The sequence below is a fragment of the Streptomyces sp. NPDC102274 genome, assembly GCF_044766385.1.
Taxonomy (GTDB): domain Bacteria; phylum Actinomycetota; class Actinomycetes; order Streptomycetales; family Streptomycetaceae; genus Streptomyces.
The window spans coordinates 14,875-40,863 of the sequence record NZ_JBIWLW010000039.1 but is presented as its reverse complement, the minus strand read 5'-3'; the positions used below and the strand labels follow the sequence as shown (position 1 = coordinate 40,863).

Below are 25,989 nucleotides of genomic sequence, written 5' to 3'. Positions count from 1 at the left end.
AGCGTGTGACCGCCTCACGGAAAGCGAGCCAGAACCTTAAATGGCGGTTCGTGATTCTTTGAGAGACTCTGTCGTTGCCTCATGGTGTGGGTACGAGAGAAATCTGCTGGTCCGCAGCCCATGGTCTGCTGGGGTGGCGGGATGCGTGGACGCAAGCCGTACCCGAGCGACCTATCGGACGGGCAGAGGTCGTTGATCGAGCCGGTGATCTCGGCCTGGTCGTCGCCGTCACTGTCCTCGCCGCGAACATCCACGACAACGCTGCGGGCATCACACTGCTGGACCAGGTCGCCGAGCACACCGGCGAAGCCGTCCGCAAGGCCCTGGTCGATCAGGACTTCCAGACCCAGGTCGTCATGCACTGCACCTGCCTGGGCGATCAAGTCGGTGCCGAGGCCCGCCTGCATAGAGAGTCGATGTCGTCGTCGCGTACCGAGCCATGGATGTGGCGACCTCTGATCGCGTCGGGGAACCAGAAGTGGGGCCCAGCAGGCCCAGATTGCCCGCTTCGGAGAATTCCGCGTACGGCACGTAGTCGGTCAGCGGGTAGGCGCCGTTGCGCTGCGGGTACGCGCGGATGATGGCCCGGTTCGGGGCGAGCTCCACGGGCTTGCCGACCATGTTGCCTGCGATCCGACCGAACCACGCACCCCACACGCGGTCCGCGAGGGGCTCCGGGGCGGCGGCCTCGCGGTGGCCGGTCGGGCACTCGCGCAGGATGCCGGTCGAGGGCGGAGCCTTCGAAGTACGGCCAGCCGGCCGGGGCCCACTGGCAGTTCCAGGGCCCGCAGCGGGGCGGAGATCTCCGTGTGCCGGATGACATCGCCCGGGACCGAGGCGATGCCCGTCAGCCTGTGGGCGTGCCGATCTGGTTGCGTTCGAGCATGGAGCGCAGCTTCGAGATGGCCTGTACGGCGGCCGACGCTGAGGAGCTGTCGAGAGTGCCTCCGATCAGCTCGGCCACTCCACCGGTGAAGGTTTTCTCCGCCGCACCAACGAGCCGCGAGCCGTCATCGGTCAGGGCCAGCAGTGAGGACCGGCGATCGGATGGATTCGGCTGCCGGACGGCCCATCCCCGCTTCTCCAGACGGTCGACGCTCTTACTGGTCGCTCCGATGCCGATGGCGAACTCGGCGGCAAGGTCCGCCACGCGAGACCCGGGGTGGTCGCGCAAGTAGCGCAGGGCCTCGAACTGCGAGGTGACGATCCCGTGCCGCTCACGGAGACGGTCGTTGAGGGCGTTGTACAGACGCGTCTCGCATCGGACCAGGTCGGCGAAGAAGCCCGGGAGATCGACCGCGTCACCGCTCGATGTAGATGCCATGGAATATAGTGTAATGGAAGCTACTTACAGCGGGAGCACACCCATGAGCAAGGAACAGCGCGCGCAGGTCGACGCGATGATGCGGCAGCCGCGCCTCAAGGGCCCCCGGCCGGTCGAGGCGATCCGAGCCGGAACAAGGCGCTGATGGCCCAGATGATCGTGCCCGACGACATCCGCACGACACAGACAACGCTCGGCAACCGACCCGCACTGCATGTCGAGCCGGACAACGGGCCGCGCGCCGGGACGATCCTGTACTTCCACGGCGGCGGCTGGGTGTTCGGCTCTCCCGAGACCGCTCTCTCGCTGACGGGACACCTCGTGGCCAAGACCGGCTTCGGGGGGTACTCGCTGGACTACCGGCTTGCCCCCGAGCATCCGTTCCCGGCCGCGATCGAAGATACGCTGAGCGCCTACCGCGCCCTCCTCGACAGCGGCAAAGACCCCTCGACCATCGCGTTCGCCGGCGACTCCGCCGGTGGCGGCCTCAGCGTCACCACCTGCCTCGCAGCCCGCGACGCGGGCCTCCCGCTGCCCGCCGCCATCGTGGCGTTCTCCCCGGGCCTCGACGCCACCCGAACAGGCGAGAGCATGGACACCAAGGAAGGCATCGACCCGATCTTCACCCGCGAGGTCGTTGAACACACCGGGGCCATGTACCGCGCCGGAGCCGACCCGCGCCAGCCCCTGCTCAGTCCGGCCGTCCTCGCCGACCTGACCGGCTTCCCCCCAATGCTGATCCAGGTGGGCACCAACGAGATCCTGCTGGACGACTCCACGCGCCTGGCCGCGCGTGCGAGGGCAGCCGGAGTGGACGTCATCCTGGACATCACCGCCGACGTGCCGCACGTGTTCCAGTCGTTCGCCGGCGTCCTGGACGAGGCGGACGAGGCGCTGGACCGCGCGGCTCTCTTCCTCAGCCGGCGCATCCGCGCCGGGGACACAGCGCACACGTCAGCAGGGTAGGGCCGGCCCAGCCTCACTCGGACTGCGCGACCTCCGCCCTGGGCTTGCGGGGACGGACGACGGCCTCCCGAAGCCCGGCCGACGCACCCTGGGCCTCAGCCGAAGCACCCTCCCGTAGGGCCCCACCCGTAGGGCCCCGTCCAGTAGGCGCGCCGTCCGCTCCCGCTCGTCGGCTGTCGCCCGAGCAGTCCGGCGCGTCCGCTCCGCCCCGGAGACCTTCTGCCGCAGTGCCGCGAGTTCGGAGTGCAGACGGCTGAGGGCCGCGCCGGCCCGACTGGCCCTGCCGGATGCCTCCTTGGGTGCCGCTCAGTCCACTGAGCGGCGCGGGCGCTATTCGGGGCACTACCCGCCTGTGCCAGAGGCGGCCTGCGCAAGGCCCGCGAGGAGCAGGTCGATCACGCGGCGAGCTTGGTAGTCGGGGTAGTTCTCGACCCCGATGCACAGGTTGCCGATGCCGAGCATGAGGTCGTAAGGCCGTACGTCCGCGCGCGTCTCGCCTGCGGCGGCGGATGCTTTCAACAACTGGTCGAGCACGGGCATCAGGCGTTCGACGAACTCGGCGTGCAGGCTCTCGAACCCGGCTTGGTCTGAGTGCAGCGCCTCGGCCAGGCCGTGCTTGGTGACCAGGAAATCGGCAAACCGCGCAACCCATGACCGTAGCGCTTCGTAAGGTGTTTCGTCCGCTGCGGGGGTAGTGGTCGTGGCGTTGGCCAGCGCGTCGAGCTGGTGCCGGAAGACCGCGACCACCAGGTCGGCCCGGGTGGGGAAGTGCCGGTAGATGGTCCCCATGCCGACGCCCGCTTCGGTGGCGATGTCTCGCACGGGAGCCTCGACCCCCGCACGGACGAACACGGCGGCGGCCGCGTCCAGGAGCGTCTGCTGGTTGCGCCGGGCGTCGGACCGTTGCGGCCGGCCGGCGCTGGCGTGCGGCGGCGGCGTATCAGCCGTCGTCATTCGAGGCCCCTTCCTTCTCACTTGCTAAACGGAGCAACGCTCCATATGGTGAATCGGAGCGTCGCTCCGGTTGCCCATCATCTCAGATCGTTGCGCAGTACGGGCCATCATGCCGCGACCGCGACGAGGAAGGTATTCATCTCATGGGCAACACAACATCGGCCAATGTCGGCACCGACTCGACCACACCGATCATCTCGGTCAAACCGGTCACGCTCGCGGCCCCTGACCGCGGCCAAGACCTGCGGGTACGGGTCTCAGCGCCGACGACCGGTCACGACCTGCCGGTCGTCGTCTTCTCGCACGGCATGACCTTGTCCATGGACAACTACGCACCGCTGGTCGACTTCTGGGCCGCCCACGGGTTCGTCGTCATCCAGCCCACCCATCTCGACTCGCTCAACCTCTCCCCCGACGACCCGCGCACCCCGCGCATCTGGCGCATCCGGACCGACGACCTGGCCTGTGTCCTCGACCAGCTCGACACCGTCGAAGCCGCCGTGCCCGGGCTGGCCGGACGCGTCGACCACGGCCGCATCGCGGCCGCCGGACACTCGTGGGGTGCACAGACCGCGAGCACGCTCGCTGGCGCGCGGGTCGTCGACGCCGACGGCATGCCCGGTGAAAGCATGGCGGACCTGCGGGTCAGGGTGGCAGTGCTGCTCTGTCTGCCCGGAATCGGCGGCGCCGATCTGACCCCGTTCGCCGCCGAGCACTTCTCGTTCATGAGCCCTGATTTCGCCGAGATGAAGACGCCGAGTCTGATCGTCGCCGGCGATCAGGACGACTCCCCGCTGACGGTGCGCGGCCCGGACTGGTTCACCGACGGCTACCGCCTCAGCTCGGGCGCCACCGATCTGCTGACCCTGTTCGGCGCGGAACACGGGCTCGGCGGCATCCAGGGTTACAACGACACGCGGACGACCGACGAGAGCCCCGAGCGCGTCGCGGTCGTCCAGCAAGCCACGCTGGCGTATCTGCGCACCGCGTTGGGCGTCGACAACGACGCGTGGCCTACCGCCCGCGGAACCCTGGCCGCCACCAGCGACCCACTGGGAACAATCGACTCGAAGTGACGAACCCCCTCGCGCCGACCCGCACGCCCGGCTTCGGAGCCCTGGCCGTCCTGTCGCAGGTCGCCTACGACGACGTTCTGAGGGTCTGGCGCGAGGCGAACAGCATTCCGCAGATCGAGCACGCCCGGCTGTTCGACCATCGTTGGCGCACTTCCGCGAATGCCTATACGGCAGGATCCGCGCCGAAGTGCCGTCGGCGGCTTGCCCACCGAAGCGGTGAAGCGCCGGGTGAACGCGGTAGGCGACAGGCCGGCCAGTTCGCTGAGCCGCTGCACCTCCTGCCACGGGCCCAGTACGTGCACGAGCAGCAGGTCGACGAGCGCCGGCCGGGGTCATGATGAGCCTGCGGGGTGGTGGAGTGGAGTCCACGCTGGCCAAGGACATGTCGACCTCTTCCCCGCTGGCGGCCTCGGCGATCGCCTCTTCCGGCTGGGCCTGGAAGGCGCCCGCGTCGCGCCATCGCATGAAGCGGTTGTAGACGGTCCGCCAGGCGCAGAACCGCTTGAGCGTCTCCCTCCACTGGTTGCTGGTGCCCAACTGCCGGATCACCCCCTCAAAGTGCTCACTCAGACGCTCGGGGTACGGGCCGACCCTGCCGACCGACAGGAACGGACCGATGAACTTCCGTTCGCCGTCCGTGAGTTGCGCACGAGTCCCACCACAGTCCGTACCGGACCGGCACCCCGACCCAGGCTTGATCACAACTGAAGACAGCCCCTGGACCTCAATCACTCCGCATCACTCCGCGCGGCGGTAGGCTCCGGTATGCGGCCCGCCGGGGCGACTCCTGGCGGCGCCGCGGTTCTCGCACCAAGTCGTCAGTCGTCGTTGATGAGCCCGCGAATGGTTGCCTCGACCAGTCGTTTCGTGTCAGGGACGAAGTCCGTGGCGAAGTGTGCGAGGTCGGGTTCATCCGCGTAGACCTGTGCGAGTGCGGCCGGGGGGTGCGAAACCTGCCAGCGGATGGCCGCAAGGCAGTTCGTCGCTGTGAGCACGTCCCATGCGGCTTCGCTGGTCAGGCGCGGTTCGGAGCGAGCCACGGCAGCCGCGATGCGCCGCGCCGCGGTCATGCCCTCACGTTTGAACTCCCGGATGAAGTCGATATCGACGTCCTGCTCAATGCGCGTGGGCGCGTTCGCGAGGAGGTCGCACAGCAACGGGTCTTCCGCGAGTGTCTCGACGAGGACGGCGGCGATCCGCGCGGGACCGGGCCGTTCGTGGGCGGTGAGGGCACCGTCAACGCGGTTCGCCCAGCCGCGCCACCCCTGCGCGGCGAGTCTGAGCAGCACCTCGTTGTGTGACGTGAAGTAACGGCGGATCGCGGAGTGGTGCAGGCCGACTCGTTCCGCGATGCCGGTGAGCGTCACGCCGCGGACGCCGCTTTGCAGCGCCAGGTCCCGTGCGGCCTGCACGAGTGCGTCCGCTCGCTCCTGCTTCGCTTCGGCGCTTCGCGCCCGCTGGTACTGGGCCATCATCACTCGCCCAACTTTACGCACAGGCCGTGCGTTGGACAACGCCGACCAGTCGACCTAAGCTTTTAGCACACAGGCTGTGCGTTAACCCCTCACGCCTTGCGCCATCGACCGAAGGAAGACTCATGATCACGTCCCGTTTCTCCACTGCCGCCACCGCGGCAGACGTCGCGGAGAGCATCGATCTGTCCGGGCAGACCGCGATCATCACGGGCGGCGCGTCAGGCATTGGGCGCGAGACCGCCCGCGTCCTGGCCACCGCCGGCGCCGACGTGACGCTCGCCGTCCGCAACCTCGACCAAGGCCTCGCGGCTGCCGCCGAACTCAACGCAGCCGCAACCGGTCACGTGTCGGCCGCGCTGCTCGATCTGGCGGATCCGGCGTCGATCGCCGCCTTCGCCCGACGCGTCACCGAGCCCGTGAACATACTGATCAACAACGCCGGCGTCATGGCCGTCCCCACGCGCACCACGACGCCCGCCGGTCTGGAGATCCAGCTCGCGACCAACCACCTCGGACACTTCCTCCTGTCTCGTCGCCTCCACGGAGCACTGCTCGCCGCGGAGCAGGCGAGGGTGGTGTCGTTGAGCTCCTCGGCACATCACTTCTCCGGCATCAACTTCGATGACATCAACTTCGAACGCCGCCCCTACGACCCGTGGGCCGCATACGGACAGTCGAAGACCGCGAACGCTCTGTTTGCCGTGGAGGCACAGCGCCGCTGGCGACCGGACGGCATCACGGTGAACGCCGTCATGCCGGGCAACATCGAGACCAACCTCCAGCGCTTCGTTCCCGACGAGGTGCGGGCGGGCTGGGGCGAGATGGAGAAGTCCGGCGTGATCACAATGAAGACGATCGAACAGGGTGCAGCGACCACGGTCTGGGCGGCCACCGCCCCCGAACTTACCGGCATCGGGGGCCTTTACCTTGAGAACTGCCGGGAAGCCTCCCGTCTCGCCGGCGACGATCCCTCGCTCGACGGAGTGCATGAGTTCGCCGTTGATCCCGACGCCGCGGTGCGTCTGTGGGAGCTGTCCGAGTCGCTCGATGCCCGAGTGTCGAGCCCTCAGTAAGAGGTCGCGTTTCCCTCAGTGTTTCGTCGCGGAATACGTGGTCGACGCAGATTTGTGGAGCCGCGCCGGGAGATGATGGTCTCGCGGGTGAGGCGACGGGCCCTCAGGTCGGTCATGGCCAGGTGGATCACGGCCTCGGAGTGAGGGTGGCGATGGCCCGGGCGCCGTAACCGGAGAGGAGGAAACCCTCTTCCTTCCTGAAACCTGTACGTGTCGGGACAGGGAGACACGGATGGAGAAATCGTCACCCAAATCCACGTTGGCGAGAGCCATACCTTCGGAATCCGGAAAATTCTCGATGCAGTGACGAGTTTTCCCTCGGCCACGGTCAGCATCTCAGATGTTGTAGATCCCGACGAAGAGACGTTGCACCTACCTCGATCAGGGAAGTGGAAGGTGCCGGTATATGTGAGCGGTGATACATATGCCGACACCGTAGCTCTCGTGCTTGATGCTGCTGAATGGGAAGCGGCAGGCGGACCGAAGCTGTAATACACAGCCGCTGGACGCCTTGCCGTCAGAGGCCCCGGCAGTTTCACCTCGACTTCGCGGTCGATGACCTGGACGAGGCCGAGGCCCGGCTGCAGCGTGGTCAGACGCTGATCGCTTGTGCTCGTTCTGCTGACAGGTGGTCTTCGGTTTCATCGTCCAGGTGTGTCAACTCGACTGCTGATCAACGTTGTTGAAGTTCAGTTACTAGCCGGGTCCGCGCCGACCCTCGGAGGCCGGGGACGCCGTCCGCCGCAGGACACAGTCCTGCCGTCGACCCACGAGAAGACTCGCCCCTCGCGTCGCCCCTATCAGAGCGGTCATTCAGCGGTGGCGAGTCAGAGTTACTCAGGAGAGTCCGGAAAACCGATGGAGAGAACCTTCCGCAGTTCGCTCCTCCCACTCACACCGGTCTTGCGGTAGACCCGGTACAGGTGGTTGTCAACGGTGCGTACGGTGATACCGAGTTGCCCGGCAATGCGTTGGCTGCTCTGGCCGCTGGCGGCAAGGCGTGCGATGTCACGTTCGCGATCGGTCAGCTCGGGGGTCCAGCAGGCGAGGACGGCCGGTGTTGTGACGCCCTCGCAGCGCCGCGCGAGTTGATAGCAGCGGTCGGCGACCTGTTGGGCGTGCATCCCGTTTGAATTGCGCGACCACAGGAGCGCCGCGTGGGCTGCCGCCTCCGCGGCGTGCAGGTGCATACCGGCAGCCTCGAACGCTGCACTGACCCGCTCCACGCCGGAGGCGTCACGGGCGGCGAAGGCGGCGGCGTGTTCGGCGTAGATCCTTATATGCGGGGCGTCCGAGGCGGCGGCGAGTTCGGCGAGCCGGCCGGATACGGCTGCGGGCTGGCCCAGGCGTATCGGCAGGTGCAACAACTCCGCCTCCCAGAGCAGGGCCTGCTGCTGCCGGGCGTCGCCTGCCGCGCGTATCGCCTGCCGCGCGGCGTCACGGCCCCGGCCCTGGGTCGCCAGGATCCACGGCTGGGCCATCTGGAAGGCCGGGATGTGGAATACGCGGTAAGACTCCACGCGGGCCAGATGCGCCTGGTCGAGTAGCGCCTTCGCCTTGTCGGCGTTGCCGACCAGCGCCTCGATGGTGGCCCACTCGCCGAGGATCAACGCCTGCTGTCCCCAGGTGCTGTCGTCGCGCAGCGTGGAAGCCGCTTCCCGCATGTACCGTTGAGCGGATTTCAGACGCCCCTGGCGGGCGGCGACCCTGCCCAGGTAGAACTGCCAGGCACCCAGGTGACCGGTCCAACCGGAGTCCTGTGCCTGCCGGCACTGGTCAACGGCGGTCGCTTCGGCTTCGTCCAGCCGCCCCGAGAATGCCTGGATGATGCACAGCCAGCCCATGAGGCCGGCACGCACCATCGGTATGTCGTCGTCGCCGGAGGTCGCCGATAATTCGGATTCGATCAACTGCCGAGCTGCGACAGTCCGACCGTGACAGAAGTGATCAACGCACTCGGCGTACCGTATCCGGAGCGCTGTCCGGGGGCTCGACGGTGCGCAACCCCGGGCGCGGGTGACGGCGTGCTCGTACGCCGACCAGTCGGCGTGCACCGCGAGCAGGATGGCCTGCAGCGCGGCCAGCTCCGCTCGTGCGGCGTCATCGGTCATCACCTGTTCGGTACGGCGGAGCAATTCCAGTGCGTCAGCGGGCCGGTCGAGGGACAGGTACATGTTGGCGGCGCGCAGTTGCACCGACTGCAGATGATCGCGGCTGGACGTGATGCTCTGCGCCAGGTCGCTGTGGACCTGCTCCGCTCGCACACCGTGCCCGGCGTAGCCGAGCGTGACGGCCAGTGTTCGCCGGGCCGGCGCTCCTCCACCGGCGTCGCAGGCTGCCTGGGCCAATTGCGCCGCCAGGGTGAAGTCCATCGTCAGGACTGCGCGATCGGCCGCGGAGAGGAGCAACCGCGGATCGCTGAGATCACCGGCTTCCAGAAGCCAGCCGCCGACGCGGGCAAGGTCCTCGCGCCGCCGCAGGCCCGTGCGCTGGACCGCCGCTGCCAGTTCCTGGCAGTACCGGCGGCGCCGGTGGGGCGGCGTTTGCCCGCGCAGGACCTCGCCGTAGAGGGGATGAGCCAGCCGGAGGTGTATGCGCCGACCGTCGCCCTCGCTGACGACGAGGTTGCGGCGGTCGAGTTCGTCCATCACGGCCGCGCTGGTGAGTTCTTCGAGGACCGGCACGCCAAGCGGTTCCCCGAAGGCAAGTAATCCGGCGGCACGTTGCACCGCCGCGGGGAGCTGTCCGATGCGCTGACTCACCAGATCGACCAGCTGCGTACTGAGTTGGAACGGTCCTTGCCAGCACCACACTTCCTCGACGACCGCCAGTGCCCCGAAGGCGAGTCCGGCGTCGACGAGTTGCTGCAACCAGAGCACATTTCCGCTGCTGCACTCCCAGAGCCGACGTACGGTCGTGGTCTGCACCTGACCGCGCAGCGTCCGTTCCAACAGGTGTCTGACGGCATCGGGCTCCAGCGGCCGCAGGTCGACTCTGACGGCGTAGTTTCCGCGCACCAAAGCCTCGATCGCGTCGGGCATCGCCACACCGGAGCGTGCGGTGAGAACGATCTGCGTGCCGCCGCGTACGGCAAGGTGCAGCAGCAGGGCGGCCGAGCCTTCGTCGAGCAGATGCGCGTCGTCGACCAGCAGGATTCGCTGTCCGCCATCAGCATCGGCAAGCAGCGCGTCGGCAAGGACCCGCAGCAGGTTGGGGCGCCCGTCGACGCTGGGCCACGTCGCGGGGAGCAGGTGTGCCAGAGCCCCGAACGGGATCTGTGCGGTGCTCTCGGTGGCCGATGCCGCCATGACCTGCCCCGGGGAGGCGTCGGTCCTGGACAGCAGTTCGCGCGCCAGCCGCGTCTTGCCCACTCCCGCCGGCCCCGTGATCAGCAGGCAGGGCCCGTCGGGGTGCTCCAGCTGCGATATCAACTCGCTCAATATTTCATCTCGACCTGTCAGCGGCCAGGAGCGAGGAGATGAACCGGCCTCATGTCCCAAATGTTCCGACGGAGCCGGACGTTCATTTCGGCCATTCATCGACAGCCCTTCTGCACGGATCGGCCCCGCACACCAGGTCCGACATCATACGGAGGGTCTGAGTACCAGGCTACTCACGACATGACTCTGCCTCAACGGTAAGTTTCACAGCGCCTTGCGTGGCACCCGAGAATCGATTCGGTTCGATATCCAGGCACGCACCGACAGGATGTCGACCTGTCGCGCTTCGCCGGGTACACGGCCCCGACGATCAAGGATGCCCGCCCGCATTCAATTATCCGCGCTCGGCAACGAAAGCAGACAATGGTGAAAATTCACTTCAAGGCCGCAGGGCTGGTCGCAGCAACTGTGGCCGCGATCGGCGGCAGCGTCCTCTCGGCACCGGGTGCCTCGGCATCGAGCCCGGCGCCGGCGGGGGCGCAGGTGTCGCCCTCAACGACGGCATCGTCACGAGCGGCCGCGGAATTGGGCAACCTCTTTCTCGTGAACAACAAGAGCGGCAAGTGCCTTACTCCTGAGGGGGGTCGTTCAGACAACAATGCCGTCAATGTCATCTTCAACTGCGACACCGACCCGTCACGCACCTGGTACCTGGTGAACAAGGGCAACAACATCTACCAGATCCTGAACCTCAACAGCGGCAAGTGCCTTACTCCCGAGGGCGGTCGCTCCGACAACAACGCTCAGACCGTCATCTACAACTGCGACAACGATCCGTCGCGGCTCTGGTACTTCGTCGATAAGGGTAATCTCCGGTACCACCTCGTCAACTACAAGAGCGGCAAGTGCCTCAGCCCGGCGGGCGGAGGTGTCCTGAACAACACGCCCACGGTCATCTACAACTGCGACACCGACCCGTCGCGTCTTTGGTATCTCGCCGCGGCATAAGCATCGCTGGGACGGATCCGTCGGCCAGGTGGGGGCCGGAGGCGCGTCGTTGACCGGACCCCGTCCTACGGACCGCGCTGCTCGCCCTGGTCGAGCCGACGCGTGTGGCGATCCCGTGCCACGCGCCGGACGACCAGGTCGGCCCGCCATCTGACCGACGAGTTGACCCGAATACACCACGTCGCAGCGGCGGCAGAAGGAACGGTCCGGGCAGGTGGCCGCGTCCGGCCGCAACCAGGGCGAGACGTCGACCGCGAGGACGGGACGGCCGTCCGTAGCCCCGGGCAGCGGTATTCCAGCGATCGCCCGACGGAGCCGGTCAATGTCGCCCCGAAAGTGTGACAGCGTCGCCAACGCGTCCTTCGGGAAGTCCTGTTGCGGCACACTCGTCCCCACGGGCCTCGGTCTGATCAGTGCGTCCTTGGTCAGAACACGTGATCAGGCCGAGGCCCGTCCCGAGTCCGGCGAATACCCACGTGAGCGACCCAGTTCGAGATCCGTTTCGACCTCCTCGGATAAACGTCACGCTCAGATCCCGCTTCCGGACTAAATCGTTATTTAGTCTGCCATCACAGAAAACACGGCAGGTATCCGCGAGAAGCGAGGAATGACAAGCATGTCTCAGCACGACGCCGAACAGATCCCGGTCCGCACGTTCGGAGGCCTGAGCCCGGGCACACGGACCACCACGGCCATACGGGCAGCCCGCCGTCCCGGAGGCGAGACCTCCTGCCCATACCGGTCGGAGCCCGCCACGAAACCGGGCCCCGACCGGGCCGGGAAACACCTCTACGGCGTCCCACCCGGCGCCGGTCGTAAGTGGTCACCCGAGGACGCGGTGGCGTGGTGGACGCCGGTGCGCGGTGACTGGGACCTGGTCGCGAAGAAGTCCGGCCCGAACCGGCTCGGCTTCGTACCGACGCTGAAGTTCTTCGAACTGGAGGGCCGGCTCCCCCAGTTCATGGAGGAGTTCCCGCAGGCTCCGGTCGACTACGTGGCCGACGTGGTCAAGGTGCCGGCGGAGGACTTGGCAAAGTACGACCTGTCGTCCCGCTTGCGACCATCTCCGCGATTGTTCTCCCTGGAGGCCCACGTGCATCCCACCCGCCCCTGGCAGGTGCTCACAGGGGTCGAGTAGCGGTTCGTCCGTCTGCGTCTTACCGCGCAGACAGTAGGTTCAGAGGGAGTCGCACCGGCTGACGATCTTTCGGGACCTGCGGGCACCTCTCCTGGCACCACTCCCAATCACGCCGAAGGGGGGAGCTGTTCGCGTACCCATTCAGGATCGGGGTTGACGTGCGGCCGGCCCGCCACGACGACAGTCGGCACAGTCTCGTCGCCTTCGTTTACCGCCCTCACCACTGCTGCTCCAGCCGGGTCACGCCAGATATCGACCCAATGCAACTGGCGGGCGTTACGGCCCAATCGGATGCGCAGTCGCAGACAGTACTTGCAGCCCGACCGCCAGAAGACGACCGGCCGGCCGTCGACCGCGCTACGGCGTTGTGCCTCCAGCGCACCGATCGACCTCGGGAAGATCAGAGGCGAGTTCACGCCCGCGAGCAGAACAAACGCCAGCAAAAATGTCGCGGCTTCACCCGGACTCCCCCTGAGGATCAGCCCAGTCGCGACGGCTGAACCGCAGAGCACAAGCACCATCGGCAATATCCAAGTGCGCATCATGATGACGCAGGCTATCGGTGAGTCGGAATACTCCTCGAACCGGGCCGCTCACCAGGGCGTTCGTCGGACACCGGAGCGGCCTTCGTCCGACCATGTGCTCCGGCCAAGGACACTTTCGATGGGTGGCCGACACCGGAGGGCCGGCTGACCTGAGGTGCCCGGTCGGTCTGGTCGCTCCAGTTGGCACCAGAAGGTCGACTCTGCTGACACCGCCCCGACCAGGCCAGACCAGTGCCGTCAAGTCGGACGCCGAACGAAGCGCTCCCGTTCATCGGCCTCCCACTCCGCATACGTCGCAGGCTCCGAAGGCCGGGTAGTAGACCGACTTCGAGCGGGTGATGGTCGGCCGGTCGCGGATCCGATCTGCGGAGGTCCACTCCAGCGCGATCACGGCGTCGCTTTTGCCGCGGTCCACCGCGTCGAGAATGGCCTCGGCCTGGAACTTCGGTCCGGATGTGTCCGGCTCGGCCAGTGCGCCTCACGACGAGGTGGCCGAGGGCGCGCGGGCGGCCCCGTCCGGGTCATCCGCCCGCAGGGCGGGGCCTGCGGGCTCTGGTGCGGGGAGTACCCCCGTGCCGTTCAGGCCACGGGGGAGCATCGCAAGTCCGGAGGATCGGCGTTGTGGATGGCCCGGCCGTACGTGGACGACTCCGACAACGCGGCGAGGTGCCGTGCCCGGCGTCGCAGGCCAGGCGTGCTCCCGCACCGCATCTCCGTTACGAGGGTGAAGACCTCGCGGCACACCGATATCCGATCACGCGAAACCTCTCACTCGGCACGAAATTCCGGCCGGGCGGTAAAAGACTTCAGCTACGTGCGAAGTCGAACAGGTCTTTGTTGAACTGCTCGGCGAATACGGGGACCATTGAAAGGCCGTGGGGGGCGCCAGGGTAGACCTTGAAGATCGCGTCCTTGACCAACTTGGACGACTTATTTCCGGAAGCGACGATCGGGACGATCTGGTCGTCGTCGCCGTGTGCGATCAGGGTGGGTACGTCGAACTTCTTCAGATCTTCGGTGAGGTCGGTCTCGGAGAACGCCTTGACGCAGTCGTAGGAGCCCTTGATGCCCACCGACATCGACCAGAGCCAGAACTCGTCGCGGGTGCCCTGGGTGACGGTTGATCCATCGCGGTTCGCGCCGTAGAAAGCAGCGCTGAGGTCTTTGTAGAACTGCGAGCGGTCCTTTGCTACGCCGGCTCGGATCTCGTCGAAGACCTCAATCGGAAGTCCTTCGGGGTTCGCGTCCGTTTTGAGCATCAACGGCGGGATCGCGCTGAGCAGTACGGCTTTGGCGACCCGACTGGAGCCGTACTTGCCGATGTAGCGGGTGACCTCACCGCCACCGGTCGAGTGGCCGACCAGGATGACGTCGTGCAGGTCGAGGGTCTCGACGAGTGACGCCAGGTCATCGGCGTACGTGTCGAGGTTGTTCCCGTCCCAGGTCTGCCCGGAGCGCCCGCCCCCGCGCCGGTCGTGGGCAATCGCGCGGAAACCGTTGTCCGCCATGAGTTTCAGTTGAGGATCCCACGCATCGGCGGTCAGTGGCCAGCCGTGGGAGAACACCACGGGCTTACCGGATCCCCAGTCTTTGTAAAAGATTTCTGTTCCGTCTCTGGCGGTGACGAAGGGCATGCTGCGGTTCCTTTCTCACTGGTCCGGAACGCAGTGCGCGTGCGGATACGTCGCGCTATACGGCACACCTTCACGCGCACGGGTGCGGGCTGCCGGGCTTCCGTTCCAGGTTGACAGGCGTGCATTGGATCGGCAAACGGTGACTCAACACCCCATAGGGGTTTTTACGCGAACGGAGCGAGGTGTGTCATTCACTGCGGTGGACCTCGACCCTGGCAAGGTCGGTGCAGCCTGCACGCAGGCGTGCAGGTCGCCCAGTAGCTGCCGTCGCGCCGTGCGCTCGGCGTCCAGCATCTCCACCGCCAGTCGTTCCGCCACCTCCGCGAGGTTGGTCCCCTGCCAGCGCAGGGAGCGAACGGTGAACCACCCGGTCCACACACTGACCGCCGACGCGGTCAGGCCGATCACTATCCCCACGGGATCGACATCGCCCTGCTCGGCCCCCGGTAGCACCCATCTGCCAACTGAGACCGCGGCCCCGAACAGCACCACCGTGATCGCCCCGTAGGCGAACGCCTCCCCTCGTTTTCCCTTCATGACGGACCATCATCGCCGCTGTCATCTTCGCCGTCCTGATCGCGGCGGTGGCCCTCGCGCACCGCACCCTCGGCCTCAACGCCGTCTGGTCGCTCGGCACTTCCAGCTCCTCTCGGAGCGCGGGGACGATGAGGAAGCGGGCGGTGTGGTACTTCGTCGCGGTCTTCCCGCTCCGGGTGCGGCAGGCGCTTCCGGCCGGGGCTCGCACGTCGGACAGTCGCTTGTGAGAGTTTGCCTGCGGGCTGTCCCGTTATCCCTGGTGGATCAGTGCGCGGCGTCGGATGGAGGGGGTGCCTCCCGTGCCGTTCAGGCTACAGGGGAGCGTCGCAAGGCGGAGGGGCGCCCGCCTACTGGATGTATGCGGGCGTTCCGACAACGCGGCGAGGCGCCGTAGCCGACGCCGCGCACCCGCCGGGGATTACGGGACAGCCTCAGCCGAGGGCGGGTTGGCCGCCCATGGCGCTGAGGGTGGCGCCGTTGACGTAGCTGGCCTCCGGAGATGCCATGAAGGCGACGGTGCTGGCGATCTCCTCAGGGTCGGCGAGACGCTTGAGGGCGACCGCCTGTCCGGCGGATTCGAAGGCGTCGCCGTAGGCGGCGGTGCCTTCGGTGCGGGTGGGGCCTGCGGCGACGGCGTTGACGCGGACGCCGTCGGGGCCGTATTCGGCGGCCCACACGCGGGTGAGGGATTCGAGGGCGGCTTTGGTGGCGCCGTAGATGCCGCTGCCGAGGCCGGGGGTGGCGGCGGCGCCGCTGCTGATGTTGATGATGGCGCCGTGTCCGCGTGCGGTCATGCCCGGGGCGAGGGCCTGGACGAGGAAGTAGGGGGCGCGCAGGTTGATGGCGACGTGGGCGTCGAAGGTGGCCGGGTCGGTGTCGGCGGTGCTGGCGAAGTGGAAGATGCCCGCGTTGTTGACCAGGATGTCGACGTCGCCGACACGTTCGGCCAACGCGGTCACCTCGGCGGGGTCGGACAGGTCGGCGGGCTCGAAGCGGGCGGTGGCACCCAGGGCCTCGATCTGCTGGAGGGTGTCGACGGCGCGGTCCTTGTTGCGGCCGTGGACGATGATGTCGGCGCCGCGTGCGGCCAGGGCCAGAGCGGTGGCGCGGCCGATGCCTGCGGTGGCTCCGGTGACAAGGGCGGTCTGCTGGGCGAGGTCCCTGCTCATGATCGTGCTTCTTTCTCTGTGGTGCGGGTTGTTCAGCGGGTGTGCCGGGCGGTGAAGACGGTGTCGTGGATGGTCACCGGCGTGCCGTCGGGCGTGGTGGCAGCGCGCGGGCGCGCGGTTCGGCTGAGGACCTTCCACTCGCGTTCGGGGAGGTCGGCTGCGAGGTCGTCGGCGGTGTAGAAGAGGCCGGGCTCGGCCGGGCGGGGCATGGGGGTGTCGAGGTCGCTGGGGTGGTGGCCGACGATCACCAGATGCCCCTCGGGGGCGACTCGGCCGGCGAGGGCTGCGAAGACCGATTCTCGTAGCGGTTGGGGGAAGTGACTGAAGCATGCGGTGACCAGGTCGTAGAGGGGCCCTTCGACGGGCTGCCAGTCGCGGATGTCCGCCTGCTGCCAGGTCACGCGTCCGGCCAGGTGGGCGGGGGTGTGCCCGGCGGCCCGGTCGAGGGCCTGGGAGGAGAAGTCGACGCCGGTTACCTGCCAGCCCTGCCCAGCCAGCCAGATGGCGTCCGCGCCCTCACCGCATCCCACCTCCAGCGCCGTACCGGGCGGAAGGAACGAGACCTCCTCGACGAGCGCGGGGTTCGGCTCACCGCTCCACACCTGACCGGTGCCGCTGTAGCGCTGGTCCCAGAAGGCGGCACTGAAGCGCGGGTCGTGCTCGGTCATCACAGACTCCTTTGGACGGTAGGAAATGGTCACGCGTGTGTGGTGTCGGGGGCCGGGATGCGGCGCGCCCACACGCCGAAGAGGACCAGGCCGGCCAGCGGGAAGGCCGCGGTGGCCAAGAGGGTCGCGCCCAAGCCGCGGTCCAGGCCGCCGGTGGTGGCCAGGACGCTGGTGAGGACGGCCAGGCCCATTCCGCCGCCGAGCTGCTGCAGGCCCTGGTTGAGGCTGGCTGCGGCTCCGATGTGCTCGGTGGGGGCCTGGTGCATGATGACGGCGGTGACCGGCGCGAAGGTCGCGCCCGCGCCCGCACCGAGCAGGACCGAAGGCAGCAGCACCGTGACGATCGAGGTGTCCGGGCCGGCATCGGCGGCCACCAGCGCCATCCAGGCGATGCCCAGCACCAGGCCGGACAGACCGGAGCTGCCGATGACGCGTTCGCCCAGACGCGGCAGCAGCCGCGGGGTGACATGGTTGGTTGCGATCAGCCCGAGAGTGAAGGGCACCAACGCGAGGCCGGTCCGGACCGGGGTGAAGCCGAGGACCTGCTGGGTCAGCAGTGTGGTGAAGAACAGGAAGCCGACCTGACCGGCCGGAACGACCAGCATGGACAAAAGGGGGCCCACGCTGCGCATGGAGGCGAAGAACGCCGGCGGCATCACCGGGTGCGGATGCCTGCCCTCACCCACTACGAGCACCACGAGGGACACAACGGCGACGGCGAACGCGCCCAGTACCAAGGGGCTGGTCCATCCTCGGTCGGCGGCGGAGGTGAAAGCGAAGACCAGGGCCACCATCGCCAGGATCGAGGCAGCGGCTCCGCCGACGTCCAGCGAGGTGCGCCGGCGCTCCATCTCGGGCAGGTTGCGCAGAGCGCCGACCAGGACCAGGACACCGATCGGGGCGTTGACGAACATCACCCATGCCCATCCCAGCGTCTGCGTCAGTATCCCGCCCGCGAGCAGACCCACCCCGGCTCCGGCGCCGACGGCGAGAACGAACATCGCCATCGCGCGCGAGCGCTGCGGGCCGGGGGCGGTGATGCCGATGAGCAGCACCATCACGCTGGGCGCGGCCAGCGCAGCACCGACTCCCTGGAGGGCGCGCGCGGCCACCAGGATTCCCGCCGAGGTGGCAAGACCTCCGGCGACGGAGGCGATCACGAAGACCGATACTCCGAGGATGAGGGCGCGGCGGGGGCCGATCATGGAGCCGACCTTGCCGCTCAGGAGAACCAGCCCGCCGAAGGTCAGCGCGTAGGCGGTGACGACCCAGGACAGACCGACGCTGGAGAAGCCCAGTTCGCGGCCGATGTCGGGCAGGGCCACGTTCACGATCGAGGTGTCCACGACGAACATCAGCTGCGTCAGCACCAGGATCTCCACGGCCAGCATCACCGAGCCGCGCCGAACGGCCACCATCGCACCAGCCGCCGGCGCCGACGCGGTGTCGTGTCCACCCGCGGGGGCGGTGGGCAAACTGCCTCGGGGCATTGCACATCTCCTGTCCTGTGTCGCCCCCACATCGGGGCGCCTGCTGACACACTCAGTCCACTCGGACAGACATGCAAAGATCCTTGCTGCGGTGGCAAGGTGGGGGCATGGATGACGAGACCGCGTCGACGATGGCATCCGTCGGCCCCCGCTTGAAGGGGCTGCGCACGCAGCGCAACCTGTCGCTGACCTACCTGGCGCAGGCCACCGGGATCTCCCTGAGTACGCTCTCCCGCCTGGAATCAGGCCAGCGCCGCCCCACCCTCGAGCTCCTGCTCCCACTGGCGCGCGAGCTGCGTGTGGACATCAGCGAGCTCATCGGGGCGCCGCAGACCGGCGACCCCCGCCTGCACCTCAAACCCGTCATCCGCCACGGCATGACCATGCTGCCCCTCACCCGGCGGGCAGGAAGCCTGCAAGCCTACAAACTGATCATTTCGCCCAGGATGCGCTCACCCGAGCCCGAACAGTCCAGCCACGAGGGCTACGAGTGGATCTACGTCCTCGACGGCCGCCTGCGCCTGGTCCTGGGAGACAACGACCTGGTCATGGGTCCCGGTGAGGCGGCCGAATTCGATACCCGCACCCCCCACTGGTTCGGCAACGCCGACGAGAACCCCGTCGAAATCCTCAGCCTCCTGGGCCCCCAAGGAGAGCGCGCACACCTCCGGGCCCGGACCGTACGGCCCGAGGGCACCGCAACAGGCACCGGATGACACGCGCGTACCCGGTGGTCGCCGCTCTTGTTGCGGTGTGTGGTCTTGGATGTAGCGCCTGACGATGTCGTAGGAGATCGATGTCTCGTGCTCGTCCATGAGTCGCGCCCAGATGTCCTTGGGGCGGTGCCCCGCCTTGATCATGGCGATGAGGTGGCGGACGGGGTCGAGGGCGGTTGGCCGAGGAGGCAACGGCTTGCGGGGCGGGGTTCGAGTCCGTCCGGTGCGGCCCTGACGGTCCGCCAGGTGACCTTGTGGCGTTCTTTCCAGGGCTCTGCCCGAGAGGTCTTCTGCTTCAGCATCGTGTCGGATTCGTTGGTGGAGTTCTCGCCACTCAGCGGGACGGGGACATAGGCGCAGGACTCAAGCAATGTCGCGTACTCGGAGCCGACAAGCCGTTATCGACATCCTCTGCCCCATCGCCTCCGAGAACTGCGGGGTCGGTCAGGTATTGCCGCGCCGGCCCCGTGCCGGGACCACTCTTCACGGGTCGGTGCGGCAAGCCGTGGGTGCGGCCGGTCGTCAAACCGGTGACCACGTCGTCAGCGGCGGCCCCCACGAGTCGGGCCCACCGTGGTGTCCAAGGCACGGACGGTGTCAACGCGTGAAGGTGCGCCGGTAGGCGGTGGGAGTGGTGTCGAGTGCTCGCCGGAAGTGCAGACGCAGGTTGGCTGCTGTGCCCAGGCCGCAGTCCCGTGCCACCTGGTCCACCGAGTGGTTCGTGGTCTCCAACAGTTCACGTGCCTTGCCGAGGCGGGCGCTCAGCAGCCACTGCAAGGGGGTGGCGCCCGTCTCCGCGGCGAACCGGCGCATAAGGGTGCGTGATGAGACGCCCGCGTGCCGGGCGAGCACGCGGAGTGTGAGCGGTTCGTCGAGGTGGTGCAGGGCCCATCCACGGGTCTCAGAGAGCGACGCCTCTCCGGCCACGGTGACCGGAGCCGGTACGTACTGGGCCTGCCCGCCGTCGCGGTGCGGTGCGGCCACCAGGCCGCGGGCGATCTGGTTGGCCACGACCGCCCCCAGGTCCCGGCGCACGAGGTGCAGGCACAGGTCGATGCCGCAGCACACCCCGGCCGACGTGAGCACGTCCCCCTCGTCGACGTAGAGCACGTCGCGGTCGACCCGGACGGCCGGGAAGTCCTGTTCGAGCTCGTCAATGTGCTGCCAGTGGGTCGTGGCGTGCAGCCCGTCCAGCACGCCCGCCGCGGCCAGTGCGAAGGTGCCCGTGCAGATCGACACCACCCGCCGGCCCCGGTCGCGTGTTTCGGCCAGCACGTCGAGCACGTCCTCCGGCGGCCGTATCAGCGGCTCGTGTCCCGGCACGATCACGGTGTCGGCGGCGCGTACCTGGTCCAGGCCCCCATTGGTGACCAGAGAGAAGCCCGCGGTGGTCGCCACCTTGGAGCCGAGCCCGCACACGGTCACCTCATAGGGGGTCTCCGGGCGGGCGTTGAAGATCTGTGCCGGGATCGCCAGATCGAGCGGCGTGACGCCGTCCAGTGCCAGGACCGCGACTCGATGCATCGTCATGGCAATATTCTAGTGATAGTGGTCAGGATTGCCACTCACCTGGTCAGGGCGGTGAATGCCAGTCTGGAGGACATGACCACGAAGTCTTCGACTCGACCGGGCGACGTTCCCCTGACCGCCCGGCGTTCAGGCGGTCCCGCCGGGCTGGCGCTGCCGGCGTCGATCATCGTCTCGTTCCTTGCCTCGTCGAGCGCACCGACGCCGGTCTACGCCCTTTACTCGGCTCGGTGGCACTTCTCCCCGCTCACCACCACCGTCATCTTCGGCACATACGCCATCGTCGTCCTGACCGCCCTGCTCGTGCTGGGCAGGGCGTCCGACCACCTCGGCCGCAAGCCGGTGCTGCTGGCCGCGCTGGCCCTGCAGACCATCGCCATGGTGGTGTTCAGCACGGCCGACGGCGTCGGCGCCCTGGTCACCGGGCGGGTGTTGCAGGGCGTCGCCACCGGCGGCGCGCTGGGTGCGCTGGGCGCGGCGATGCTGGACATCGACCGCAACCGCGGCACACGTGCCAACGCCATCGCCCCAGGGCTGGGTACCGGGGTCGGCGCACTGTTGTCCGGTCTGGTCGTCCAGTACCTGCCAGAGCCCACGCACCTCGTCTACCTCGTGTTCATCGGAATCTTCGCCGTGCAAGCCGCCGGGGTGGCGGTGCTGCCGGAAACCGGCGTCCGGGCGCCCGGGCTGCGCTCCTCCTTCGTGCCGGAACTCGCGGTGCCACGACGCCTACGCGGTCCCCTACTCGCGGTGGCCCCGGTGTTGTTCGCGGTGTGGTCGCTCGGTGGTTTCTACGGCTCGCTCGCCCCTGCCCTCGCTCGTCAGCTGTCGGGCTCGACCTCCGCGGTGATCGGCGGCGTCGGCCTGTTCGTACTGACCGTGGTCTCGTCCGCCACCGCTGTCGCACTCGGGCGCACGCCGCGCAGGACGGTGATGTTCCTCGGCGTCGCACTGCTCGTGCTGGGCTCACTCGGGACCCTCGTGGCCGTCGACTTCTCGTCGTTCGCCGGATTCTTCGCCGGTACCTTCGTGTCTGGGGTCGGTTTCGGAGCCGGGTTCCAGGGAGGGATGCGCACCGTCGTGCCCCTGGTCGCGGAGCACGAGCGTGCCGGTGTGCTGTCCGCCGTCTACGTGATCTGCTACCTCGGCATGGGTCTGCCCGCCGTCATCGCCGGGGTCCTTGTCGTGTACGGGGGCGGGTTGGCGGCCGCGACACGGGACTACTCGTGGTTCGTGGTGGTTTTCGCCGTCGTGACACTGACCGCACTCCTGCGCAGCAAAGGGCCGACCACAAGCATGAACTAACTGGCTTTTCTCTGTCTGCGCGCGTGATCGGTTCGTCTCGAACAGGGTTCTGGATCGAGTAGGTTGGCCGGTGCGGAGGCATGAAGGAAGGGCCTCTTGGTAGCTCGCGGTTGTCGAGTCCAGCGAGAAGCAAGACGCCCCGTTGTCGCGATCTGGTGTTGCGTTCCAGGTGGAAGTCATAGAAGGTCCGCAGCACCGTCTCGCAGCGGCCATACGCTCGGTGACCTGGCCGAGGTAACGGCGGATGTGGTCACGCTGGCTCCGGCTCGCAAGCAGGCTGGTGGCCGGCGAGTGCCGGGCCGAGTGCCGGGCCTGGTGGGGCACCCACCGGTCGATGTCGAGATCGTTGATCCATGCTTTGAAGCCCCGGTGAAACCACTGTTAGGACAGTGGCCGACGGCTGTCGCTGTTGCGCTGGTTGTGCTGGGGAACAGCGCCAGATGGGCGCGTTCCTCCGGGGTGGGCGGGCGGTTGTGGCGAGCGGTGAACAACGCCAGGGTCTTGGCTGTCGGACTTCCAGCCGCTGGTGGAGCTGTTCAGGGATGCGAATCGTGGCGTCGTAGTTGCCGACCTTCGTCTGGTCGTGCCGGAGCATGGGGAGCCCGCCGTAGCGGCCCAGGCAATCCAGACGCAGTGTCTCAGCCCTGAACGCGTCGGTCGTAGTCCATTTGGTGTGCCCGGATTTCGTCCGCGTTGTTGACCGTCCAGTCGTACAACCGGCCGAACGGCTCCCGCAGGGATTCGCCGAGCGGGGTGAGGGAGTACTCGACCCCGACCGGCGAGGTTGGCAGCACGCGGCGCACGACCATCCCGTTGCGTTCCAGGCGGCGCAGGGTCTGGGTCAAGACCCGCTGGGTCACGCCCTCAAGGCGACGTCTGATCTCGTTGAACCGATGGGGCTTGTCGAGGACTGCCATCACCATCATCGACCACTTGTCGGCGATCTGGTCGAGGATGGGGCGGCTGGGGCAATCGGACCGGTAGACGACGTCGATGCCAGCGCCGGCGCCGGTTTCAGCGCCGGTTTCAGAAATAGCCATATCGGTATCCTTCGCGATCCTTGAGATGCCGAAAGTGCGTTATTGACGCCGGTCGCCCACCACCGCACTGTAAGTATGCATCAGGAACCTAGATGCATACCAGGTACCGATCGGAGATCTCCATGAACCACGACGCCTACGCGACCCTGCGGGTGAGTCGCGAGGACGGCATCACCCGCGTCACCCTCGACAACCCACCCGTCAACGTCCTGAACGTCGCCCTGATGGCCGACCTCCGGCACCTGCTGACCGCGCTGAGGGACGACGACTCGGTCCGTGTGATCGTGTTCGACAGCGCCAACCCTGAGTTCTTCATAGCGCACGTCGACATGTCGCTCGTCGACACGCCAGACGCCTTCGACAAGCTCGCGGCCGACCTTCCCGACGGTGTCAACGTCTTCCAGGCTCTGGGGGAACTGCTCCGGCACCAGCCCCAGGTGACCATCGTCAAGCTTGCCGGGATGACGCGCGGCGGAGGAGCGGAGTTCGTCACGGCCGCGGACATGGCGTTCGCGGCGATCGGTCGCGCCGGGATCGGCCAGATCGAGGCTCTCATGGGCATCGTCCCCGGTGGAGGAGGCACGCAGTACCTCGCCGGCCGGGTCGGCCGCAGTCGCGCCCTGGAGGTGGTGCTGGGTGCCGAGCTGTACGACGCCGAAACCGCAGAGCGCTACGGCTGGGTCAACCGAGCCGTCCCTGCCGGCGAGCTCGACGACATCGTCGACCGCCTCGCCCGTAACATCGCCGCCCTGCCCGAGGGTGTGATCGCGGCGGCCAAGCGCGCCATCGCCCCCGAGGATCTGGCCGAGGGTCTCCTGCGGGAGCACGACGCCTGGACGGGCCAGTTCGTTCGTCCCGCGGCCGAGCGGTTGATCCGCGGCGGACTGGCCCACGGTGCCCAGACCCGCGACGGCGAGCGCGACCTGGAGGGCCTGCTCCGGGGACTCGCCGTATAGGACCCGGACAAAGGCCCCACGCACTCACCGGCGTCCAGTCGACCGCGAGAGCGTACGGGCTCGCCCACCTCGTCGGATGCCAACGTGGTCGACTGTCACGTCGCCTCGCAGACCGCCGATGAGGTGGTGCGTGACCACCTGAGAGGTCAGCCTGCCTCCGCGGGCGCTTCGGCGCGGGCGCGGGTGGTGGCGAGGCGGCAGGACGGGGCGCCGTCGAGGGGGAGGCGTTCGCCGCCGGCGGGTTGGAGCCCGGCCAGGACGCGCAGGAGGCTGGTCTTGCCGGATCCGGAGGGTCCCATGATGGCTGCGGCCGATCCGGGGGCTGCCGCGAAGCCGACGCCGGTCAGCGGCACGGCGTGCTTGGCTCCTCGGAGGCGCTGCGGCGAGCGGCGGGAACAACCTGGGCCACTGATCCGCCAAGTAGCCGGTGCGGACAGCGTCCAGTCATCGAGCGCCCGGACAGTGGTCGGCCGGTCCGCTGACCTTCTCGGCCGGCTCGCGCCGCACGTCTTCTTCGGCGTCGTCGGCGGATCGAGCACGCCAGGCGGTTCACCACCGGCCCTCGCGATCACACGCATCGAGCGCGGGAACTCTCCCCGGAGCGGGGCCGACCCAACGCTGTCTCTATGAGGCCGAGGTGGTCAGTTGGCCGCAGCTTACTGTTCTGCGCGGAGCCGATGGCACTATTGCATACAGTATTCAAACTGGCTAACGTCTACCCATGCGGCTGACGAAGTCCACAGACCTGACACTCCCCGTGATCATGCAGTTGGCGCTAACGGGTGCGGAACTCACCACCGCACGGCGGTGCCGGGCATGACAATTTATGGCGATGACGCGACAATAAGGCAGATTCTCACCGCTTCCGGAGACACCTGGGCCGTGGTGGGTCTGTCCGGCAACCCCGAACGGGCCGCTTACCGCGTGGCCGAGAAGCTGCAGCGCCTCGGCAAGAGGGTGGTGCCCGTGCACCCAAAGGCGGAGACGGTGCACGGTGAGCAGGGCTATCCCTCCCTTGCGGAGATCCCTTTCCCGGTGGATGTGGTGAACGTGTTCGTCAACTCCGCCCACGCCGGAGGCATCGCCGACCAGGCTGTGGCGATCGGCGCCAAGGCGGTCTGGTTCCAGCTGGACGTCATCGACGAGGCCGCCTACGACAGGACTCGCGAGGCCGGCCTGCTGATGGTGATGGACCGCTCTGCGGGAAGGGAGATACCCCGGCTCGGGCTGGGCTGACGCTCCCCGGCCGGCCACTGCGCGATCACACATCGCTCACGTTCCCCGGAACCGGGAGAGTCAAGGCGGCGGCGGGGGTTCCCAGTTGGTGGCGTGGCATGCCGGTCAGTGCGTTGTGGCAAACCGGATCTCGTTCGAGGTGCGCGGCGCGGGTGATCGTTCGGACAGAGGTGCCGGTGGGGTCGTGGGCATGAAGAAACGGGCCTCCCGGTAGTGACGTGGTTGTTGAAGCCCGTCACGGTCAAGGAGACCCGTTGTCCGGACAGTTGACCATTTCCGCTGCGCTCGCGTCCATCACGGCCACTCCGGAGTGTGACTGCTACGTGCACAGGTTCGGTTCGATCGCTCCGGGGCGGCGGGCGCGGTGCTATCCGAGTGACATGACGGACGCGGAATGGGCCGAGGTCCGCTCCGCGATGCCGGTACCGGCCTGGCTGCTCAAACGGGGTGGGCGCCCGGCCCGCTCTCTCCGGCCGATCAACTTGACAGATCATCACGAACCGGACGCCCGGCGGCTACGCCGTGACCAGGATCATCATGAAATTCGAGGTGCCCGGCACCATCGCCTCGATTCCGGGCAGCGGCACAGAGCTGCCCGCGACGTATATCCAACACTGCCACATCCTCGAACACGAGGACAACGACCTGATGCGCCCCCGGACAATCGTCCGGGATCGCTGAGCACCCCAGGCCACCGCCCCGGGGACTCCGGCCACGACCGGCCGCTGCCGGGGCCGCGGCCGGCCCTAAGGAGACGTCAGCGACTGCCCCG

At 67.8% G+C, this 25,989-nt stretch carries 26 protein-coding genes and 3 pseudogenes; 12 read left to right on the top strand and 17 right to left on the bottom strand.

The annotated features are described in order from the left end of the window. Positions 1-14: 14 nt before the first annotated feature. On the bottom strand, positions 15-407 hold the full coding sequence (locus ACIRQP_RS35460) for a hypothetical protein (RefSeq protein WP_403897917.1): 393 nt from the start codon (positions 405-407) through the stop codon (positions 15-17). A 440-nt stretch (positions 408-847) separates the two neighbouring features. Then, positions 848-1,324, bottom strand: a complete 477-nt coding sequence (locus tag ACIRQP_RS35455; RefSeq protein ID WP_403897914.1) for a MarR family winged helix-turn-helix transcriptional regulator — start codon at positions 1,322-1,324, stop codon at positions 848-850. 144 nt (positions 1,325-1,468) lie between these two features. Between ACIRQP_RS35455 and ACIRQP_RS35450 the strand changes: the two genes are divergently transcribed. Beyond that, positions 1,469-2,290, top strand: a complete 822-nt coding sequence (locus ACIRQP_RS35450; protein WP_403897912.1) for an alpha/beta hydrolase — start codon at positions 1,469-1,471, stop codon at positions 2,288-2,290. A 342-nt stretch (positions 2,291-2,632) separates the two neighbouring features. Here the strand turns inward: ACIRQP_RS35450 and ACIRQP_RS35445 are convergent, their stop codons facing one another. After that, complete coding sequence (locus ACIRQP_RS35445) at positions 2,633-3,244, bottom strand: TetR/AcrR family transcriptional regulator (RefSeq protein ID WP_403897909.1); 612 nt, start codon at positions 3,242-3,244, stop codon at positions 2,633-2,635. 143 nt (positions 3,245-3,387) lie between these two features. On the opposite strand from ACIRQP_RS35445, the gene ACIRQP_RS35440 reads away from it, so the two are divergent. Then, positions 3,388-4,320, top strand: coding sequence for an alpha/beta hydrolase family protein (locus ACIRQP_RS35440; protein WP_403897907.1), 933 nt, complete (start codon positions 3,388-3,390; stop codon positions 4,318-4,320). Then, on the top strand, positions 4,317-4,658 hold the full coding sequence (locus ACIRQP_RS35435) for a hypothetical protein (protein ID WP_403897904.1): 342 nt from the start codon (positions 4,317-4,319) through the stop codon (positions 4,656-4,658). The genes ACIRQP_RS35440 and ACIRQP_RS35435 overlap by 4 nt, the downstream gene beginning before the upstream one ends. A gap of 157 nt (positions 4,659-4,815) precedes the next feature. Here the strand turns inward: ACIRQP_RS35435 and ACIRQP_RS35430 are convergent. Next, positions 4,816-5,022, bottom strand: a pseudogene (locus tag ACIRQP_RS35430) (hypothetical protein); the annotation flags it as partial. A gap of 116 nt (positions 5,023-5,138) precedes the next feature. Continuing rightward, complete coding sequence (locus tag ACIRQP_RS35425) at positions 5,139-5,795, bottom strand: TetR family transcriptional regulator (protein WP_403898008.1); 657 nt, start codon at positions 5,793-5,795, stop codon at positions 5,139-5,141. 122 nt (positions 5,796-5,917) lie between these two features. Here ACIRQP_RS35425 and ACIRQP_RS35420 point away from each other — a divergent pair, with 122 nt between their 5' ends. After that, positions 5,918-6,868 (top strand): SDR family NAD(P)-dependent oxidoreductase, encoded by a 951-nt coding sequence (locus ACIRQP_RS35420; RefSeq protein ID WP_403897901.1) that lies wholly within the window; start codon positions 5,918-5,920, stop codon positions 6,866-6,868. Between the two features lie 833 nt (positions 6,869-7,701). On the opposite strand, the gene ACIRQP_RS35415 is transcribed toward ACIRQP_RS35420, so the two are convergent. Then, complete coding sequence (locus ACIRQP_RS35415; RefSeq protein ID WP_403897898.1) at positions 7,702-10,407, bottom strand: AAA family ATPase; 2,706 nt, start codon at positions 10,405-10,407, stop codon at positions 7,702-7,704. A gap of 264 nt (positions 10,408-10,671) precedes the next feature. Between ACIRQP_RS35415 and ACIRQP_RS35410 the strand changes: the two genes are divergently transcribed. Both ACIRQP_RS35410 and ACIRQP_RS35405 read left to right on the top strand, forming a co-directional pair. Further along, positions 10,672-11,256, top strand: a complete 585-nt coding sequence (locus ACIRQP_RS35410; protein ID WP_403897895.1) for an RICIN domain-containing protein — start codon at positions 10,672-10,674, stop codon at positions 11,254-11,256. A 6-nt stretch (positions 11,257-11,262) separates the two neighbouring features. Further along, positions 11,263-11,448: pseudogene (locus ACIRQP_RS35405) on the top strand (ISAzo13 family transposase); the annotation flags it as partial. On the opposite strand, the pseudogene ACIRQP_RS35400 reads toward ACIRQP_RS35405, so the two are convergent. Continuing rightward, positions 11,449-11,583: pseudogene (locus ACIRQP_RS35400) on the bottom strand (transposase); the annotation flags it as partial. 289 nt (positions 11,584-11,872) lie between these two features. Between ACIRQP_RS35400 and ACIRQP_RS35395 the strand changes: the two are divergent. Beyond that, positions 11,873-12,394: a hypothetical protein gene (locus tag ACIRQP_RS35395; RefSeq protein WP_403897892.1), complete on the top strand. Its 522-nt coding sequence runs from the start codon at positions 11,873-11,875 to the stop codon at positions 12,392-12,394. Between the two features lie 107 nt (positions 12,395-12,501). Here ACIRQP_RS35395 and ACIRQP_RS35390 read toward each other — a convergent pair whose 3' ends face one another. From ACIRQP_RS35390 to ACIRQP_RS35360, 7 genes are all read right to left on the bottom strand, one after another. Continuing rightward, the gene (locus ACIRQP_RS35390) at positions 12,502-12,939 is read right to left on the bottom strand and encodes a glutaredoxin domain-containing protein (protein ID WP_403897890.1); all 438 of its coding nucleotides are present in this window, start codon (positions 12,937-12,939) and stop codon (positions 12,502-12,504) included. A 268-nt stretch (positions 12,940-13,207) separates the two neighbouring features. Continuing rightward, positions 13,208-13,354 (bottom strand): hypothetical protein, encoded by a 147-nt coding sequence (locus ACIRQP_RS35385; protein WP_403897887.1) that lies wholly within the window; start codon positions 13,352-13,354, stop codon positions 13,208-13,210. A gap of 391 nt (positions 13,355-13,745) precedes the next feature. Continuing rightward, on the bottom strand, positions 13,746-14,573 hold the full coding sequence (locus ACIRQP_RS35380; RefSeq protein WP_403897885.1) for an alpha/beta fold hydrolase: 828 nt from the start codon (positions 14,571-14,573) through the stop codon (positions 13,746-13,748). Positions 14,574-14,717: 144 nt separating this feature from the next. Beyond that, positions 14,718-15,110, bottom strand: coding sequence for a hypothetical protein (locus ACIRQP_RS35375; protein WP_403897882.1), 393 nt, complete (start codon positions 15,108-15,110; stop codon positions 14,718-14,720). Between the two features lie 431 nt (positions 15,111-15,541). Then, a complete protein-coding gene (locus tag ACIRQP_RS35370; protein ID WP_403897879.1) occupies positions 15,542-16,279 on the bottom strand; it encodes an SDR family NAD(P)-dependent oxidoreductase in 738 nt (245 codons plus the stop codon). A gap of 32 nt (positions 16,280-16,311) precedes the next feature. Then, positions 16,312-16,947, bottom strand: coding sequence for a class I SAM-dependent methyltransferase (locus tag ACIRQP_RS35365; RefSeq protein WP_403897876.1), 636 nt, complete (start codon positions 16,945-16,947; stop codon positions 16,312-16,314). Positions 16,948-16,976: 29 nt separating this feature from the next. After that, positions 16,977-18,437, bottom strand: coding sequence for an MFS transporter (locus ACIRQP_RS35360; RefSeq protein ID WP_403897874.1), 1,461 nt, complete (start codon positions 18,435-18,437; stop codon positions 16,977-16,979). A gap of 107 nt (positions 18,438-18,544) precedes the next feature. Between ACIRQP_RS35360 and ACIRQP_RS35355 the strand changes: the two genes are divergently transcribed. Further along, positions 18,545-19,153 (top strand): helix-turn-helix domain-containing protein, encoded by a 609-nt coding sequence (locus ACIRQP_RS35355; protein WP_403897871.1) that lies wholly within the window; start codon positions 18,545-18,547, stop codon positions 19,151-19,153. A gap of 597 nt (positions 19,154-19,750) precedes the next feature. Here the strand turns inward: ACIRQP_RS35355 and ACIRQP_RS35350 are convergent. Beyond that, on the bottom strand, positions 19,751-20,683 hold the full coding sequence (locus ACIRQP_RS35350; RefSeq protein ID WP_403897869.1) for a GlxA family transcriptional regulator: 933 nt from the start codon (positions 20,681-20,683) through the stop codon (positions 19,751-19,753). A gap of 72 nt (positions 20,684-20,755) precedes the next feature. Between ACIRQP_RS35350 and ACIRQP_RS35345 the strand changes: the two genes are divergently transcribed. Beyond that, complete coding sequence (locus ACIRQP_RS35345) at positions 20,756-21,985, top strand: MFS transporter (RefSeq protein ID WP_403897866.1); 1,230 nt, start codon at positions 20,756-20,758, stop codon at positions 21,983-21,985. 638 nt (positions 21,986-22,623) lie between these two features. On the opposite strand, the gene ACIRQP_RS35340 is transcribed toward ACIRQP_RS35345, so the two are convergent. Then, positions 22,624-23,025 carry a winged helix-turn-helix transcriptional regulator gene (locus ACIRQP_RS35340; RefSeq protein ID WP_403897863.1) on the bottom strand — a complete coding sequence of 134 codons (402 nt, stop codon included), beginning with the start codon at positions 23,023-23,025 and terminating at the stop codon, positions 22,624-22,626. Between the two features lie 122 nt (positions 23,026-23,147). Here ACIRQP_RS35340 and ACIRQP_RS35335 point away from each other — a divergent pair, with 122 nt between their 5' ends. Beyond that, a complete protein-coding gene (locus ACIRQP_RS35335) occupies positions 23,148-23,981 on the top strand; it encodes an enoyl-CoA hydratase/isomerase family protein (RefSeq protein ID WP_403898005.1) in 834 nt (277 codons plus the stop codon). Positions 23,982-24,127: 146 nt separating this feature from the next. On the opposite strand, the gene ACIRQP_RS35330 is transcribed toward ACIRQP_RS35335, so the two are convergent. Continuing rightward, positions 24,128-24,334, bottom strand: coding sequence for an ATP-binding cassette domain-containing protein (locus ACIRQP_RS35330; protein WP_403897860.1), 207 nt, complete (start codon positions 24,332-24,334; stop codon positions 24,128-24,130). 469 nt (positions 24,335-24,803) lie between these two features. Here ACIRQP_RS35330 and ACIRQP_RS35325 point away from each other — a divergent pair, with 469 nt between their 5' ends. Then, positions 24,804-25,217 carry a CoA-binding protein gene (locus ACIRQP_RS35325; protein ID WP_403898003.1) on the top strand — a complete coding sequence of 138 codons (414 nt, stop codon included), beginning with the start codon at positions 24,804-24,806 and terminating at the stop codon, positions 25,215-25,217. Between the two features lie 537 nt (positions 25,218-25,754). Next, complete coding sequence (locus tag ACIRQP_RS35320; protein ID WP_403897857.1) at positions 25,755-25,898, top strand: hypothetical protein; 144 nt, start codon at positions 25,755-25,757, stop codon at positions 25,896-25,898. The last annotated feature ends 91 nt before the right edge of the window (positions 25,899-25,989 follow it).